The sequence below is a fragment of the Geodermatophilus sp. URMC 64 genome, assembly GCF_053502555.1.
Genome location: NZ_CP199955.1, coordinates 5,162,318 through 5,177,603, shown reverse-complemented (window position 1 = coordinate 5,177,603; position 15,286 = coordinate 5,162,318). Strand labels below are relative to the sequence as shown.

The following is a 15,286-nucleotide window of genomic DNA, read 5'->3' as shown; positions in this document are numbered from 1 at the left end:
TCTCCCACCGTCGGAACACGCCCCAGCTGTCGACCGTTGGCCGCTGCGTGCGTCCACTCCGCGGGCTGAAGCCTGCCCGCCCGCGATCCGCCGGGCGCCCAACCCTCGCCGCACTGCTGGCCGTCCTGCTCACCGGGGCGCTGGTCGTCCTGGTGCCGGCCGCGCCGGCCGCGGCCGCCGACGACGTGCGGACCGAGGGGGCCCGCGTGCCGTCCGGCTCCGGCGCCGACGCGGTCGAGCTCGACACCACCCTCTACGTCCCGTCGTCGGCGACGGCGGACGACCCGGCGCCCGCGGTCGTCCTGGCGCACGGCTTCGGCGGCAGCAAGGACTCGGTCGCCGACGACGCCACCTTCCTGGCCGAGCGCGGCTTCGTCGTCCTGACCTACTCCGCCCGCGGCTTCGGGCGCAGCACCGGTCAGATCGGGCTGGACGACCCCCGCTTCGAGGTGGCCGACCTCTCCACGCTCGTCGACCGGCTGGCGGCGCGCGACGACGTGCTCTCCGACGGCGACGGCGATCCGCGGGTCGGCGTCGCGGGCGCCTCCTACGGCGGGGCGCTGTCCCTGCTCGGCGCCGCCTACGACGACCGCGTCGACGCGATCGCGCCGCAGATCACCTGGAACTCGCTGACCGCGGCGCTGTTCCCCTCGCAGACCGGGTCCGTGGACGGCGCGCAGACCGTCGCGGCGGTCCCGCAGGGCAACGGGTCCGGTGTCTACAAGCGGCTGTGGGCCGGCATCTTCTTCGGCGAGGGCTCGGCCGGGCTGCTCGGCGCGCTGACCGGCGCGGACGGCGAGACCGACGGCGAGGCGACGGCGAACGGGTCCGCGGAGAGCATCCCGCGGCTCGACCCGGCCTCCGTGGACCCGCAGGCCGTCCAGCAGGCGCTGCTCTGCGGCCGGTTCCGCGCCGACATCTGCGCCGCCTACCAGGTCGCCGCCGCCAGCGGCTCCCTGACGCCGGAGATCCGCGCCGTCCTCGAGCGCAGCAGCCCGGCCTCGGTGCTCGACCGGATCACCGCGCCGACGCTCCTGGTGCAGGGCACCCAGGACTCGCTGTTCGGCCTGGGCCAGGCCGACGCGAACGCCCGCGGCATCGCTGCCAACGGCACGCCGGTCAAGGTGCTCTGGTACGCCGGGGGCCACGACACCGGCGCCTCCGACCGGGTCACCGAGCGGCTGCGCGAGCAGATCGCCGGCTGGTTCGACTGGTACCTCCGGCCGGCCGGCGACCCCGACCGCGGCACCGACCCCGGCACCGGCTTCGAGTTCCCCGCGCCGACCGGGCTCGGGGGCACCGGCGGCGGCTTCGTGCAGGGCGGCAGCCAGACGGTCGTCGCCGACGCCTATCCGGGGCTGGCCGGCGCCGACCCGGCGCGGCGGAGCGCCGTGCAGGTCAGCGGACCGGCCCAGCCGGTGGTCACGCCCGCCGGCGGCAACCCCGCGGCCATCACGACCGTGCCCGGCCTGGGCGCGCTGGGCAGCGCGCTCGGCGGGCAGACGGTGGAGATCCCGGGCCAGTTCGCGGCCTTCGACAGCGCGCCGCTCGACGCTGCCGTCGAGGTGGTCGGCGCGCCGACGATCGACCTCGCCGTCACCTCGCCGGCCGGTGCCGCGACGCTGTTCGCCAAGCTCTACGACGTCGGCCCCGACGGGTCGATGACGCTGCCCTCCGGGCTGGTGGCCCCGCTGTCGCTGACCGGCGTGTCCGCCGACCCGGCCGCGCCCACCCTCGTGCCGGTGACGCTGCCGGCCATCGACCACCGGTTCGAGGCCGGCCACACCCTGCGGGTCGTGGTCTCCTCCACCGACCAGGCGTATGCCCTGCCCGCCGACGCCACCGTCTACGGGGTGGGCCTGGCCGCCGGCCTCGGGAACGCCTCCGCGGACCTCGCCGTGCCCCGGGTGTCGGGCAACACCGAGGACCCCGCGGGCTCCTCGCGCTGGTGGGTGCTGCTCGCCGTCGTGGTCGGCCTGCTCCTGCTCGGCTGGGGCGCCGCGCTGCTGTGGGGCCGGTACCGGCGGCGCCGGATCTCCCAGGTCGATCCGGACGGCGAGGACGTGCCGCTGCGCTTCGAGGGGGTCACCAAGGCCTACAAGGACAAGTTCGTCGCCGTCCGCGACCTCTCCTTCGAGGTTCGCCGCGGCCAGGTGCTCGGCCTCCTCGGGCCCAACGGCGCCGGCAAGACGACGTCCCTGCGGATGCTGATGGGCCTGATCAGGCCCACCGCCGGCACCATCCGCGTCTTCGGCCACGCCGCCGGCGCCGGTGCCCCCGTGCTGTCCCGGCTCGGCTCCTTCGTGGAGGGGACCGGCCTGCAGCCGCACCTGTCGGGGCGGGACAACCTGCGGCTCTACTGGGCCGCGACCGGCCGCCCGGCCGAGGACGCGCACATGGAGGAGGCGATCGAGGTCGCCGGCCTCGGCAAGGCGATCGACCGCCCGGTGCGCCGCTACAGCCAGGGCATGCGCCAGCGGGTCGCGATCGCCCAGGCGATGCTCGGCCTGCCCGACCTCCTGGTCCTCGACGAGCCGACCAACGGGCTGGACCCGCCGCAGATCCACGCCATGCGCGAGGTGCTGCGCTCCTACGCGCAGACCGGCCGCACGGTGATCGTCTCCAGCCATCTGCTGGCCGAGATCGAGCAGACCTGCACCCACGTCGTGGTCATGGCCAAGGGGCAGAAGATTGCGCAGGGCACGGTGGAGGAGATCGTCGGCACCGGCGGCGCGGTGCTGATCGGGCTGGCGGACGACGCCGACACCGGCCGCGCGCTCGCCGTCCTGTCGGGGCTGCCCGGGGTGAGCGCCGAGCGCACCGACGAGGGGCTGGTCGCCGAGCTGGGCCCGACCAGCCGCGCCGAGGCGCTGCAGGCCCTGGTGGAGGCGGGCATCGCGGTCGAGCAGTTCACGCCCCGACGGCGCCTCGAAGATGCGTTCCTGGCGCTCGTGGGAGAGGGGCCGGTCCAGTGAGCACCGTCGAGCAGCACGTGCAGCCCACGGGCGCGGTGGCCGGGTACCGGCCGGAGCGCACGCTGCGGCTGTGGGTCGAGCTGCGCCGGCAGTTCAAGCGCCGGCGGACCATCGGCGTCCTGATCCTGATGGTGTCCCTGCCGCTCGTGCTCATCGCGGCGCTGCAGCTGGGCGCCAGCGAGGACGCGCAGCAGAACAGCCGGATCAACCTGGTCGACGTCGCCACGTCGAGCGGGCTGAACTTCACGCTGTTCGTGCTGTTCGCGACGACGAGCTTCTTCCTCGTGGTCGTCTACGCGCTGTTCTTCGGCGACACCGTGGCCAGCGAGGCGCAGTGGGGCTCGCTGCGCTACACGCTGGCCACCCCGGTGCCGCGGATGCGGCTGCTCCGGCAGAAGTGGTACGCCGCGCTGGTGCTCTCGGTGGGGGCGCTGGTGGTGCTGGTGCTCACCGCGCTGGTCGCCGGCGGGATCGCCTTCGGCTTCGAGGACATCCAGACGCCGGTCGGGGTCACCCTCGACCAGGGCGACGGGCTGCTGCGGCTGGCCGGGATGGTCGGCTACCTCGCCGTCCACCTGCTCGTCGTCGGCACCCTCGCGTTCTGGTTCTCGACGATCACCGACGCGCCGCTGGCGGCCGTCGGCGGCGCGGTGTTCACGATGTTCGTCTTCGCGATCCTCGACCAGGTCGAGCAGCTGGGCTCGATCCGTGACTACTTCCCGACCGCGGAGGAGTTCGCGTGGACCGACCTGCTGCAGACGCCGGTCGACTCCGGTGACCTGTTCCGCGGCGTCGTCCAGTCGCTGGTCTACGCCGCCGTCTTCACCTGCCTCGGCTTCCGGCACTTCGCCCGCCGCGACGTCACCTCCTGACGGAGGCTGAGCGCGCAGCAATCCTGCGCGCTCAGCCTCCGTTCAGGCTGGCGCGGACGGCCTGGGCCCAGCCCTCGCCCATGGCGGCGTCGGTCACCGTGACGTTGGGGACGGCGGCGAGCCGTTCGGCCATCCCGGGGACGGCGGCGCCGTTGGCGGTGATCCACAGCCGGCCGACCGCGGGGGCCATCTCCAGGTCGCTGGCGCTGTCGCCGATCGCGACGGCGTCGGCCGGATCGATCCCGCGCCGCTGCAGGTCCCAGGCGATCGCGGCGCCCTTGGAGATGCCGCGGGGCATGAGGTGGTAGACCCGCGGCGGCAGCGCCTCGGGCGCCAACGTCATCCGCGACGACACCGGGATCGCGCCGTTGTCCTTGATCGTCAGCCAGCCGGCGCCCTCCTCGGCGAGCCACGCGTCGACGGCCAGCGGGTCGATCCGGCCGCGGAGCATGGCGTCGGCGGCGTGGTCGGCGTGCCACGGCTCGTGCCACTCGAGCAGACCGGGGTGCTCGGCCAGGAGCCGCTCGACGATGCCCAGCTCGGTCATCACCTCGATGGGGGCGCGGCCGGCGTAGCGCTCGGGCAGCTCGCCGGGCAGCAGCTCGACCTCCCGGCCGGTCTGCCAGCTCACCAGGGCGCCGAGCTCGGCGATCAGCCCGTCGGCGGCGAAGAGCCGCGCGGCCTCCAGCAGCTGGTTGTAGGTGCGGCCGCTGACCAGCACCAGCGGCACGCCCTCGCGGTGCAGCTCGAGCAGCGCGGTGGCCGGCTCCGCGGTCAGCTCGCGCGCCGCGTTGTGCCAGAACGAGCCGCGCGGGCCGACCATCGTGCCGTCCATGTCGGTGTAGACGATGCGCGGGGTGGGCGGGCCGGCCATGGGGCCATCCTGACCGTGCGCCGGGGCACTCCGGCGACCTGGGTACAGTCGAGGCGTTCCACTCATCCAGAGGGGCAGAGGGACACGGCCCGGTGAAGCCCCGGCAACCGCCGCCACCAAGGCGGGGAGGTGCCAATTCCGTCCCGCGCGGCTCGACGGCCCGCCGCGGGGAAGATGAGGAGGTAGTCGTCGCATGACCCTGACCGCTCCCACGTCCGCCTACGCCGCCAATCCCGCGCGCGGCCTGGTCTGTCGCAACTGCGGCGCGACGTTCGGCCTGATCGCCGAGCACGCCTGCGCCGAGTGCTTCGGCCCGCTCGAGGTCGACTACGACCCCGACATCATGAAGGCGGTCACGCGGGAGCAGATCGAGGCCGGCCCGCAGAGCATCTGGCGCTACGCCCCGCTGCTGCCGGTGGGGCAGGACCCCGCCGAGCGGGTGACCCTCGAGCCCGGCATGACGCCGCTGATCCGCGCCGACCGGCTGGCCGCCGAGTTCGGCATCACCGGCGGCCTCTGGGTCAAGGACGACTCCGCCAACCCCACCCACTCCTTCAAGGACCGGGTGGTCAGCCTGGCCGCCACCGCCGCGAAGAAGCTCGGCTACCGCAAGATCGCCGCCGCCTCGACCGGCAACCTGGCCAACTCGGTCGCCGCGCACGCCGCCCGCGTCGGCATCCCGTCCTTCGTCTTCATCCCGAGCGACCTCGAGCCGGGCAAGGTCGTGCAGTCCGCCGTGTACGGCCAGACCCTGGTCGCCGTCGACGGCTCCTACGACGACGTGAACCGGCTGACCAGCGAGCTCGCCGAGACCGACGAGTTCGAGGACACCGCCTTCGTCAACCAGAACGTGCGGCCCTACTACGCCGAGGGCTCCAAGACGATGGGCTACGAGATCGCCGAGCAGCTGGGCTGGCGCATCCCGGCCCAGGTGGTCATCCCGATGGCGTCCGGTTCGCTGCTGACCAAGGTGGACAAGGCCTGGCGGGAGCTGACCGCGGCCGGCATCGTCGAGGCGACCGAGTGGACGGTCTTCGGCGCGCAGTCGGCCGGGTGCGACCCGATCGCCACGGCGTTCGAGAACGGCTGGGACGTCGTCAGGCCGGTCAAGCCGTTCGGCATCGCGAAGTCGCTCAACATCGGCAACCCCGCCGACGGCCCGTACGCCCTCGACGCCATCCGGCGCACCGGCGGCTCGGTCGGCCGGGTCGGCGACGAGGAGATCGTCCAAGGCATCCGTGACCTGGCGCGCACCACGGGCGTTTTCGCCGAGACCGCCGGCGGCGTGACGGTCGCCGTCCTCAAGCAGCTGGTGGCCGACGGGCGGCTGGACCCGACCAAGGAGACCGTCGTCCTCAACACGGGGGAGGGGCTGAAGACCCTCGACCCGCTGGAGCCGGTCGTCGGGTTCACCCACCGGGTGGACCCGTCGCTGAAGTCGGTACGGGCCGCGGGGCTCATCGGGTAGGGGCGTAGGCTCCGGGGGACCGGTTCACCCGCGGAGACGACATTCCCGCTGAAACCGGGTGTTCGCCGTGCGTGGAGTTGCGCTCCCGGCGTGTCCTGTGCTGTACCGTCTCGCGCGGTTCGAGTTCCACGCACGTGTTCGAGCGGGCGGAAGAGCGAGTAACCCGGTCCCTCCACTGAGGGGGGATCGTCCGCACGCACGAAACGTGGGAGCACACGTGGCACAGGGCACCGTGAAGTGGTTCAACGCCGAGAAGGGCTTCGGCTTCATCGCCGTCGACGGCGGCCAGGACGTCTTCGTCCACTACTCCGCCATCCAGATGGACGGCTACAAGAGCCTCGACGAGGGCCAGCGGGTCACCTTCGAGGTCGTCCAGGGCGAGAAGGGGCCGCAGGCCGACGCCGTCCGCGTCGCCTGAGACCGTTCCCAGCGAGGCCCGGTTCCCTCAGGGAACCGGGCCTCGTCGCTGTCGTCGGACGGCTCGAGACTGTCGGCGAGCGTCACCGGGGGTGATCTCCGCCGCCGACGTCCTCAGCGGATCGCTGTCACCGCGCTGAGCGCAGCGCCGGCGGGACCGATCCGCTCCGGTGGGTCCGGCCGCAAGCCCGCCTCGCGGAGCTGCCCGAGCAGCCCGTCGACGGCGGGCAGCTCCGTGCGGCCCTCCTGCGCCCGCAGCAGCAGGTCCAGGTGCCGGCTGAACAGCTGCGGCCCCGCCACGGTGGTGACGACCACGAGAGCGCCGCCGGGGGCGAGCAGGCCGGCGACCGCGCGCAGCAGCTCCACCCGCCCGTCGACCGGTACGTAGTAGATGACGTTGGCGAGCAGGGCCAGGTCGATCCGGTCGGTGAGGGCGCCCGGGCGACCGACGGCGAGCGCGTTCCGGATGTCGACCGCCTCGACGGCGGCCCGGTCGGCCAGGCCCCGCTCGCTCAGCGTGCGCCGGGCCAGCGCCGCGGCGTCGGGGTCGGCGTCCAGACCCACGCCGGTGGCGTCCGGAGCGGCCTCGAGCATCGCCGCCAGGTGGAGGCCGGCACCGCACCCGATGTCGAGCACCCGGCGCGGCCGGCGCTCGCGGACCGTCCGGGTGAGCAGGTCGTGGAGCAGCGGCTCCAAGACGGCGGAGAGCCGGGCGATGACCTCGGCCTGCTCCTCGGTGTCGCGGCGTCGCAGGGCGCCGGAGAGCAGCGGTCGCAGCTCCCGGTAGAGCTCGGTGTGGTAGCCGCCGAAGCCCTGGTAGATGGCCCGGACCTGGTCGTCGTCGACGACCGCTCGACCGGCCTTGGTGAGCGCCCATGAGCCCTCGCCCGTGATGAACCCCGCCGCCGCCAGCACGCGGAGGTAGGCCGCCAGGAGGTCGGGATCGGGCGCACCCAGGCGGTCGGCCAGCGCGGCGGTGCCGACCGGCCCCTCGGCGAGCGCGTCGAGCACCCCGAGATCGGCGGCCGCCGCGACCAGCTGCAGGCGAACCGCCGCCTGCCCGTCCCGCGCCGCCCGCAGCCGGGCGCGGAGGTTCCCGCTGCGCAGCACCTCGACCAGCACTCTCGGGTCGGGCATCCTCGCCATCGGGCACCCCCTCGGCCAGAGGGCGCGACGCTAGCGCACCTCGACGGCGCAGCTCCGTGCGAGGAAGCGGCTCGCGCCGCGACCGTGACGCTCGCCGACGAAGATGAGCTTCCAGGCGTCTCCCAGACCCTCTCCTTGCACTCGCCAGGGTCGAGTGCCAAACTCGGTTCTGGCACTCGGGGACTCCGAGTGCCAATCATGGTCGGAACGGTGAGGCACCGGTCCGTGGGCCGACGGAGCGCCCACGCCGGCGGGTGTCGTCCGTCGCGGGCGCCGGCCCGGCCGTGCAGCGATCCATGCATGGAGGACACCACCACATGGCCAAGATGATCGCCTTCGAGGAAGAGGCGCGCCGCGGCCTCGAGCGGGGCATGAACACCCTCGCCGACGCCGTCAAGGTGACCCTCGGTCCGAAGGGCCGCAACGTCGTCCTCGAGAAGAAGTGGGGCGCGCCCACCATCACCAACGATGGTGTGAGCATCGCCAAGGAGATCGAGCTCGAGGACCCCTGGGAGAAGATCGGCGCCGAGCTGGTCAAGGAGGTCGCGAAGAAGACCGACGACGTCGCGGGTGACGGCACCACCACCGCCACCGTGCTGGCCCAGGCGCTCGTCCGCGAGGGTCTGCGCAACGTCGCCGCCGGCGCCAACCCGATGTCGCTGAAGAAGGGCATCGAGAAGGCCGTCGAGTCGGTCACCGAGTACCTCCTCTCGACCGCCAAGGACGTCGAGACCAAGGAGCAGATCGCCGCCACCGCGTCGATCTCCGCCGCCGACACCGCCATCGGCGAGCTCATCGCCGAGGCGATGGACAAGGTCGGCAAGGAAGGTGTCATCACCGTCGAGGAGAGCAACACCTTCGGCCTCGAGCTCGAGCTCACCGAGGGCATGCGCTTCGACAAGGGGCACCTGTCGGCGTACTTCGTCACCGACCCCGAGCGCATGGAGACCGTGCTCGACGACCCGTACATCCTGGTCGTCAACTCCAAGATCAGCTCGGTCAAGGACCTGCTCCCGCTGCTGGAGAAGGTCATGCAGTCGGGCAAGCCGCTGGCCATCATCGCCGAGGACGTCGAGGGCGAGGCCCTGGCGACCCTGGTCGTGAACAAGATCCGCGGCACCTTCAGGTCCGTCGCCGTCAAGGCCCCGGGCTTCGGTGACCGCCGCAAGGCCATGCTGCAGGACATCGCGATCCTGACCGGTGGCCAGGTCATCAGCGAGGAGGTCGGTCTCAAGCTCGAGAACGCCGACCTGTCGCTGCTCGGCCGCGCCCGCAAGTTCGTCACCACCAAGGACGAGACGACGATCATCGAGGGTGCGGGGGACGCCGACCAGATCCAGGGTCGCGTGAACCAGATCCGCTCCGAGATCGAGAAGTCGGACTCCGACTACGACCGCGAGAAGCTGCAGGAGCGCCTCGCCAAGCTGGCCGGCGGCGTCGCCGTCATCAAGGCCGGCGCGGCCACCGAGGTCGAGCTCAAGGAGCGCAAGCACCGCATCGAGGACGCGGTGCGCAACGCCAAGGCCGCCGTCGAGGAGGGCATCGTCGCCGGTGGTGGCGTCGCCCTGGCGCAGGCCACCGGTGTCGCGTTCGAGAAGCTCGAGCTCGAGGGTGACGAGGCCACCGGTGCCAACATCGTGCGCGTCGCGCTCGAGGCGCCGCTGAAGCAGATCGCCGTCAACGCCGGCCTCGAGGGCGGCGTCGTGGTGGAGAAGGTCCGCAACTCCGACACCGGCCACGGCCTCAACGCCGCCACCGGCGAGTACGTGGACATGGTCTCCGCCGGGATCATCGACCCGGCCAAGGTGACCCGCTCGGCGCTGCAGAACGCCGCGTCGATCGCCGGCCTCTTCCTCACCACCGAGGCCGTCGTCGCCGACAAGCCGGAGAAGGCCGCCGCGGCCGCTCCGGGTGGCGACGGTGGCATGGGCGGCATGGACTTCTGAGTCCGGCCTCCCGGTAACACCAGCACTGCCCGGCAGGGGCGGTCCGCTTCCGAGCGGGCCGCCCCTGTCGGCGTCTGCGGGTCGGCCTCGAAGATCACCTCGAGTCCACCGCTGCCTCGCTCGCGCCGAGGCACCGCTGGACCCGAGATGATCACGCCGCATACCGGGGTCGCCGGTCTCTCGCGTCATGCGTCGGGGGCGAAGCAGCAGAACTCGTTGCCCTCGGGGTCGGCCAGCACGTCCCAGCGGATCTCGTCGTCCCGCGCGCGCACCAGCGTGGCGCCCGCCGCCAGCAGCGCGTCCCGGTCGCCGTCGACATCGAAGTGCACCCGGTTCTTGACCGTCTTCGACTCCGGCACCGGGTTCAGCCAGATGAGCGGTCCGCGTCCGGTCGGGTCCTCGATCGCCACCGGGTCGGACGCCGGCCGGTCGGCGTCGCGGCGGACGTAGCCGAGGGCGGCGCACCACCAGTCGGCCAGCGCCTGGTGGTCGCGGGCGTCGAGGCAGAGGTCCTTGAACCGGGCGGGCGCGGCCATGGCCCACCTCAACACCCAACACCGAGGGCCCGCCACCGGCTGGTGACGGGCCCTCGGTGCTGTTCAGTTGTGGTGCTTCCCGGCCGGGTTCAGCCCTGGGGTGGGCGTCGGACCGGCCGGGAGGCGGTCACGGGACGACGGTGACGTCGAAGGGACCGGCCACGCCGCCCTGGCTCGACCTGATGAAGATCTTGCCCGGGTTGGCGGGCGGGGGCGCCAGGCGGAGCACCCACTCGCCACCGACCTCCGGCGGGGCGACGGCCGTGACCGGTGCGGTCCCGATGACCGTCGTCGTCGGAGCGGTCCCCGCGGCGTTGGAGCGGAGGATCGTGATCGTGGCGCCCACGATGCTCGCGCTGCCGCCGAGCCGGAACTCGTTGCCGGTCCGGTAGTCGGCCAGCTCGATCGAGACCTCGTCGCCGGGGACCGTCGCGTCGACGTTCGCGGAGTTGGCCGAGAACGTGGTGGCCGCCGGCGTGCGGGACGCGACCCGGAATCGGTACCGCTGCCCGTCTGCGTTCTTGGGCAGGTTGGTGATGTCCGCGGTGGGCGTGGTCACGATCTTGTCGAACTGGGCCGCCCGCGTGACTGTCGCAGTCGTGCCCGTCCCGGTCACGGTCCAGACCTGGACGCGGTAGTCCGTGGCGTCCTGGACGGCGTTCCAGGACAGACTCACGCGTCCCTGCGGGTTGGCGGCGTCGGCGCCGGCGGCACCGACGCTCTCGACCGCCAGGTTCGTCGGGACCGCCGCCGGAGCAGCGGGCGCCGGCGAGACCAGGCCGGTGAGGGTGGTGAAGTCCCCAGCGGCGTCGAATCCGACGACGTTGACCCGGGTGTTGGCGGCGGTGATCGGGATCGGGCCCGTGTACACCTTGGCGGTGGCGGACGGCACGTCCCCGGTCAGGACGGCGCTACCGTCCGTCGTGTAGTAGACGTCCGTCGAGCCGGACACGGTCACGGTGGCCCCGGTGACGACCGTGTCGCCGTTGAGGGCGGGGGTCGTGGTCAACTGCGGGCCGACGCCGTCCTGACCGTCCGTCGTGCCGCCGGCGGTCGGACCGCCTGTGAAGGCCTCGCTCATCCGCGGGCCGGCGATCGAGCGGACCTCGATGTCGTACTGCTTCGCCGGGTCGAGGGTGAGCGTGGTGTTCGTGGCCGCCGCGCCGAGGCGCACACCGACCTGGTTGCGCGGGGTGTCGGCCGCCGCGCCCGCGGGCAGGGCCTCGATGGCGAGGACGCTGTAGCCGGTCACCGCCTGGGCGTCCGGCACGGCGGCGGCCGGCGTCCACGAGACCGTCGTCTTCGTCGGGTCCGTGGTCGACTTGACTGCCGAGAAGGAGCCCGCCGGGGCGGCCGCGTCGGTCGGGCCGGCCGGGCAGCCACCCATGCCGGGACCGCCCAGCTCGCCGAACTCGGCGATGGTCAGACCCTGCCGGTTGCCCGCGCCGTCCTGCACCTGCCAGGACATGAACCGCTCGCCGCCACCGTCGGCCACCATCCCCGCCACGGTCGCGGCATCCGGCCCCGTGAAGTTGTAGGTCGCCGTGAAGGTGTTGGCCGCCTCGTCGATGGCCAGGCTCGAGGTGTAGCCGGTGTCCCCGGTGCCGCCCGGCACCGCGCGGATGTCGCGGCGGCCGATGGAGGTGTCCTTGAGGTCGGGGTTGATGACCCGCTGCTCGACCTGGGCGGCGTTGACGCCGTCGTTGAGGTAGCCGCGGACCGTGACGGTGTTCCCGCTGCGGACGGCGCCGGCGTTGACGGCCGCGTCCTGCACGATCGTGTCGCCGAGGACGGTGGCACCGAAGCGGATCTGCACCTTGTCCCCGGCACGGATGTCGGGGGTGACCTTGAGGTCGGTGCCGGCGCCCCAGCAGGCGCCGCCGGGGTGGTTGACCTCGAAGGCCACGTCGCCCGCCGCCACGACGGACTGCGCCGAGCCGACGACCGCGCCGGCGCGGATCACCTCGAGGGTGGCCGTCTGGCCGACGCGGTTCTGGAAGCCCTCGACGGTGACGAAGTCGCGGTCGGGGAAGACCACGAGGTTGTTGGGGAACGCCGGTGGGGCGGCGCCGGCAGGCTGTGCCAGCACGAAGGAACTCGTGGCCGAGGCGGCCGCGAGGGCGCCGGCGAGGAGGACGCGGCGTGCTCGCTTGCCGCGCTGGGGCTGTCGCGACGCGGAGGGAGCTGCAGCGGCAGTCCCGCCCCCGCGACCGCTGTACTTGCTCGGTCGTGTCGTAGTCATGGCCTCTCCGCAGTCGAGCCGCTTGGTGCCCCGCTCGGGTGAGGAGGCCCGCAGGAACGGTCCGTTACACAGGCCCCTCCCAGGCAGCCGCTGCATGGGGGAAGTGGTCACCCCAATGTGGGGGACCCCGCCGGCCGACGTGCGTCGTCCCGACCCCGCCCGGGTAGGCGGTCGCGGTGACCGTGCTGATCGGGACGTCGGGGTGGCAGTACCGCGACTGGCGCGGCCGCTTCTACCCGCAGCGGCTGCCCCAGCGGCTGTGGCTGGAGCACTACACCCAGCACTTCGCGACCGTCGAGAGCAACAACGCCTTCTACCGGCTGCCGGAGCGGGCGACCTTCGAGAAGTGGCGGGAGCGCACTCCGCCGGAGTTCCGCTGGGCGGTCAAGGCCAGCCGCTACCTCACCCACATCAAGCGGCTGCGCGAGCCGGAGGAGCCGGTGGCGCGGCTGATGGAGCGGGCGGTGGGCCTGGGCGCCAAGCTGGACGTGATCCTGCTGCAGCTGCCGCCCACGCTGCGCGTCGACGCCGACCTGCTGCGCGAGTGCCTGTCCCGGTTCCCGCCTGGCGTGCGGGTGGCCGTCGAGCCCCGCCACGACAGCTGGTGGACCGACGAGATCCGGGCGCTGCTCGAGCACTACGGGGCGGCGCTGTGCTGGGCCGACCGCGAGGAGCAGCCGATCGCCCCGCTGTGGCGCACCGCCGACTGGGCCTACCTCCGGCTGCACACCGGCGTCGCGGAACCCTGGCCACGCTACCGGCCCGAGACGCTGCAGCTGTGGGCCGAGCGGCTGGCCGCGACCTGGACCGACGACGAGGACGTCGTCGTCTACTTCAACAACGACCCCGGCGGCGCGGCGGTCATCGACGCCGTCGCGTTCGCCGCGGCCGTGCGCGCCACCGGCCGGACGACGACCCGCGTGCCGACGCCGGACCAGGCCTCGGGCCTGGCCTGGGCCGCCGCGTAGCGGGTCGCCGCCCGGCCGGGGCGTGCGTCAGTCGTCGTCCCCGCCGCCGTGGCCCGAGTTGTCGTCGTCGTCGTCGGAGTCGTCGTCGGAGCCGGACCCCGAGCCCGAACGGCCGCCGTGGTGGCCGCCGTCGTCGTCGCTCTCGTCCTCGACCTCGGGGGTGTCGACGGTCGACGGGGCGGTGGCGCCGGTGGCGTGGTCGTCGTCGTCCTCGTCGTGGTCGCGACCGCTGTTCACGCTGCCCGGGCCGGAGTTGTCCGTGCGCACGGCCGGCGTCTGCTCGGCGGTGCGGCCGCCGCGGTGCTGGTGGATGCCGTCGTCGTCACCAGCCTCGTGCTCGACCTCGTCCTCGACCTCGGTCTCGTGCGACGTGCTCGGCGCGGCCGGCGTGGACACCACGGGGACCTGGGTCGGGTCGGCGCCCGGGACGTCGTCGGCGCCGTCCCGGCCCGAGTCGTCGGTCTCCGCCTCCTGCGGGTCGTCGTCGACGCCCGTGACGCGGTCGTCGGCGGAGTCGGGCAGGTCGAACGGGGAGACGGCCTCCACGGCGCCGGCGACGCCGTCCTGGACGGCACCCGGCAGGACCCCCGCGGCGCCGGCGCCGGTCACGCCGGCGACGGTGATGCCCACGCCGGTGGCGATCTGGGCGACGGTGGAGGCAGACGCGATCTTGGCCGCGACAGCGGCGAGACCCTCGAGCAGGAACATTCGGTACTCCTGTGCGGCCGGCCCCGGGAGGGGCGTGGACGGGACCGGCCCGAGGCGACCGGCCTCACGTCTATCGGCGGCCGACCCACCCAACTTGAACCTTTGAGGACTTAGGTCCCTGCTCGGTCGGGTAAGGCCGTCGGGTCCTCCGCGTGCCGCACCCCCAGCTGCCCGGCCGCCTGCTCCAGCACCGCCTGGACGGCGAGGGTGTCCGCCAGCGGCATCACCGCGCTCTCCGCCGCCCCGGCGCGGAGGCACTCGTTCACCTCGACCAGCTCGTGCGCGTACCCGCCGCCGACGTGCGGCCGGGCGATCGTCTCGGGCTCGGCGCCGTTGCGGTGCAGCACGATCGTGTCCGGGTGGTGGAAGCGGGGGAGGACGTCGATCCAGCCCGCCGTCCCGAAGACCCGCGCCTGACCCGGCAGGCCGCAGCGCAGCGACGTGCTGAGGGCGGCGCTGCGGCCGTCGGCCCAGCCGAGCAGCAGCGCGGCCTCGGCGTCGACCCCGCTGTCGAACCGCGACCCGGCGGCGGTGACCGTGTCGGGGCTGCCCATCAGCATCTGCGCGAAGCTGACCACGTAGACGCCGAGGTCGAGCAGCGCGCCGCCGCCGAGCGTCAGGTCGAACAGCCGGTCGCTGGGCTCGTACTCGCGGATCACGCCGAGGTCGGCCTGCACCGCGCGGACCTCGCCGATCGCGCCGTCCGCGATCAGCTCGCGCAGCCGCACGATCGCCGGCTGGAAGCGGGTCCACATCGCCTCCATGACGAAGACGCCGGTCTCGCGGGCGACGTCGACGACCTCCTGCGCGCCGGCCAGCGTCGCCGTGAAGGCCTTCTCCACCAGCAGCGCCTTGCCCGCGCGCAGGGCCCCCAGCGCGACGGCGTGGTGCTGCGCGTGCGGCGTCGCGATGTAGAGGACGTCGACGTCGGGGTCGGCGAGGATCGCGGCGTAGGAGCCGTGCGCCCGCTCGAGGCCGTGCCGGCCGGCGAACTCCTCCGCGCGGGCCGCCGACCGGGACGCCACCGCCACCGCCCGGGCCCCGTCGACGACGGCGAAGTCCTGCACCAGCTTCTCGGCGATGCGGCCCGGCCCGACGACGCCCCAGCGGATCTCCTCGCTCATCCGCGGAACG

Annotated in this window: 12 protein-coding genes and 1 riboswitch; of the genes, 6 read left to right on the top strand and 6 right to left on the bottom strand. The window is 73.4% G+C overall.

The window, feature by feature from the left end; all coding sequences use genetic code 11:
• The first annotated feature begins 47 nt into the window (after positions 1–47).
• Together ACWIYF_RS25330 and ACWIYF_RS25325 are read left to right on the top strand one after the other, a co-directional pair.
• Positions 48–2,975, top strand: a complete 2,928-nt coding sequence (locus ACWIYF_RS25330) for an alpha/beta fold hydrolase (RefSeq protein WP_448625587.1) — start codon at positions 48–50, stop codon at positions 2,973–2,975.
• Positions 2,972–3,847 (top strand): ABC transporter permease, encoded by an 876-nt coding sequence (locus tag ACWIYF_RS25325; RefSeq protein WP_448625586.1) that lies wholly within the window; start codon positions 2,972–2,974, stop codon positions 3,845–3,847. Before ACWIYF_RS25330 ends, ACWIYF_RS25325 begins: the two co-directional genes overlap by 4 nt.
• Before the next feature lie 31 nt (positions 3,848–3,878).
• Here the strand turns inward: ACWIYF_RS25325 and ACWIYF_RS25320 are convergent, their stop codons facing one another.
• The gene (locus ACWIYF_RS25320) at positions 3,879–4,721 is read right to left on the bottom strand and encodes an HAD family hydrolase (RefSeq protein ID WP_448625585.1); all 843 of its coding nucleotides are present in this window, start codon (positions 4,719–4,721) and stop codon (positions 3,879–3,881) included.
• Between the two features lie 59 nt (positions 4,722–4,780).
• A riboswitch (SAM riboswitch) is annotated at positions 4,781–4,902 on the top strand.
• Between the two features lie 12 nt (positions 4,903–4,914).
• Here ACWIYF_RS25320 and thrC point away from each other — a divergent pair.
• Together thrC and ACWIYF_RS25310 are read left to right on the top strand one after the other, a co-directional pair.
• A complete protein-coding gene (gene thrC / locus ACWIYF_RS25315; protein WP_448625584.1) occupies positions 4,915–6,189 on the top strand; it encodes a threonine synthase in 1,275 nt (424 codons plus the stop codon).
• A gap of 217 nt (positions 6,190–6,406) precedes the next feature.
• Positions 6,407–6,607 (top strand): cold-shock protein, encoded by a 201-nt coding sequence (locus ACWIYF_RS25310; RefSeq protein ID WP_091218572.1) that lies wholly within the window; start codon positions 6,407–6,409, stop codon positions 6,605–6,607.
• A gap of 113 nt (positions 6,608–6,720) precedes the next feature.
• Here the strand turns inward: ACWIYF_RS25310 and ACWIYF_RS25305 are convergent, their stop codons facing one another.
• Positions 6,721–7,743, bottom strand: a complete 1,023-nt coding sequence (locus ACWIYF_RS25305) for a methyltransferase (protein ID WP_448625583.1) — start codon at positions 7,741–7,743, stop codon at positions 6,721–6,723.
• Between the two features lie 326 nt (positions 7,744–8,069).
• Between ACWIYF_RS25305 and groL the strand changes: the two genes are divergently transcribed.
• A complete protein-coding gene (gene groL / locus ACWIYF_RS25300) occupies positions 8,070–9,698 on the top strand; it encodes a chaperonin GroEL (RefSeq protein ID WP_448625582.1) in 1,629 nt (542 codons plus the stop codon).
• A gap of 185 nt (positions 9,699–9,883) precedes the next feature.
• Here groL and ACWIYF_RS25295 read toward each other — a convergent pair whose 3' ends face one another.
• Entirely contained in the window at positions 9,884–10,234 is a 351-nt protein-coding gene (locus tag ACWIYF_RS25295) for a VOC family protein (RefSeq protein WP_448625581.1), read from the bottom strand.
• Between the two features lie 127 nt (positions 10,235–10,361).
• Positions 10,362–12,323: a chitobiase/beta-hexosaminidase C-terminal domain-containing protein gene (locus ACWIYF_RS25290; protein WP_448625580.1), complete on the bottom strand. Its 1,962-nt coding sequence runs from the start codon at positions 12,321–12,323 to the stop codon at positions 10,362–10,364.
• A 329-nt stretch (positions 12,324–12,652) separates the two neighbouring features.
• On the opposite strand from ACWIYF_RS25290, the gene ACWIYF_RS25285 reads away from it, so the two are divergent.
• A complete protein-coding gene (locus ACWIYF_RS25285) occupies positions 12,653–13,444 on the top strand; it encodes a DUF72 domain-containing protein (RefSeq protein ID WP_448625579.1) in 792 nt (263 codons plus the stop codon).
• A 27-nt stretch (positions 13,445–13,471) separates the two neighbouring features.
• On the opposite strand, the gene ACWIYF_RS25280 is transcribed toward ACWIYF_RS25285, so the two are convergent.
• Both ACWIYF_RS25280 and ACWIYF_RS25275 read right to left on the bottom strand, forming a co-directional pair.
• The gene (locus ACWIYF_RS25280; protein ID WP_448625578.1) at positions 13,472–14,152 is read right to left on the bottom strand and encodes a hypothetical protein; all 681 of its coding nucleotides are present in this window, start codon (positions 14,150–14,152) and stop codon (positions 13,472–13,474) included.
• Positions 14,153–14,262: 110 nt separating this feature from the next.
• Positions 14,263–15,276: a Gfo/Idh/MocA family protein gene (locus tag ACWIYF_RS25275; RefSeq protein WP_448625577.1), complete on the bottom strand. Its 1,014-nt coding sequence runs from the start codon at positions 15,274–15,276 to the stop codon at positions 14,263–14,265.
• Positions 15,277–15,286 lie beyond the last annotated feature (10 nt).

Coding starts and splice junctions, on each gene's coding strand:
- ACWIYF_RS25275 (WP_448625577.1), bottom strand. CDS start 15,276: ATGAGCGAGGAGATCCGCTGGGGCGTCGTCGGGCCGGGCCGCATCGCC.
- ACWIYF_RS25280 (WP_448625578.1), bottom strand. CDS start 14,152: ATGTTCCTGCTCGAGGGTCTCGCCGCTGTCGCGGCCAAGATCGCGTCT.
- ACWIYF_RS25295 (WP_448625581.1), bottom strand. CDS start 10,234: ATGGCCGCGCCCGCCCGGTTCAAGGACCTCTGCCTCGACGCCCGCGAC.
- ACWIYF_RS25305 (WP_448625583.1), bottom strand. CDS start 7,743: ATGCCCGACCCGAGAGTGCTGGTCGAGGTGCTGCGCAGCGGGAACCTC.
- groL (WP_448625582.1), top strand. CDS start 8,070: ATGGCCAAGATGATCGCCTTCGAGGAAGAGGCGCGCCGCGGCCTCGAG.
- ACWIYF_RS25320 (WP_448625585.1), bottom strand. CDS start 4,721: ATGGCCGGCCCGCCCACCCCGCGCATCGTCTACACCGACATGGACGGC.
- thrC (WP_448625584.1), top strand. CDS start 4,915: ATGACCCTGACCGCTCCCACGTCCGCCTACGCCGCCAATCCCGCGCGC.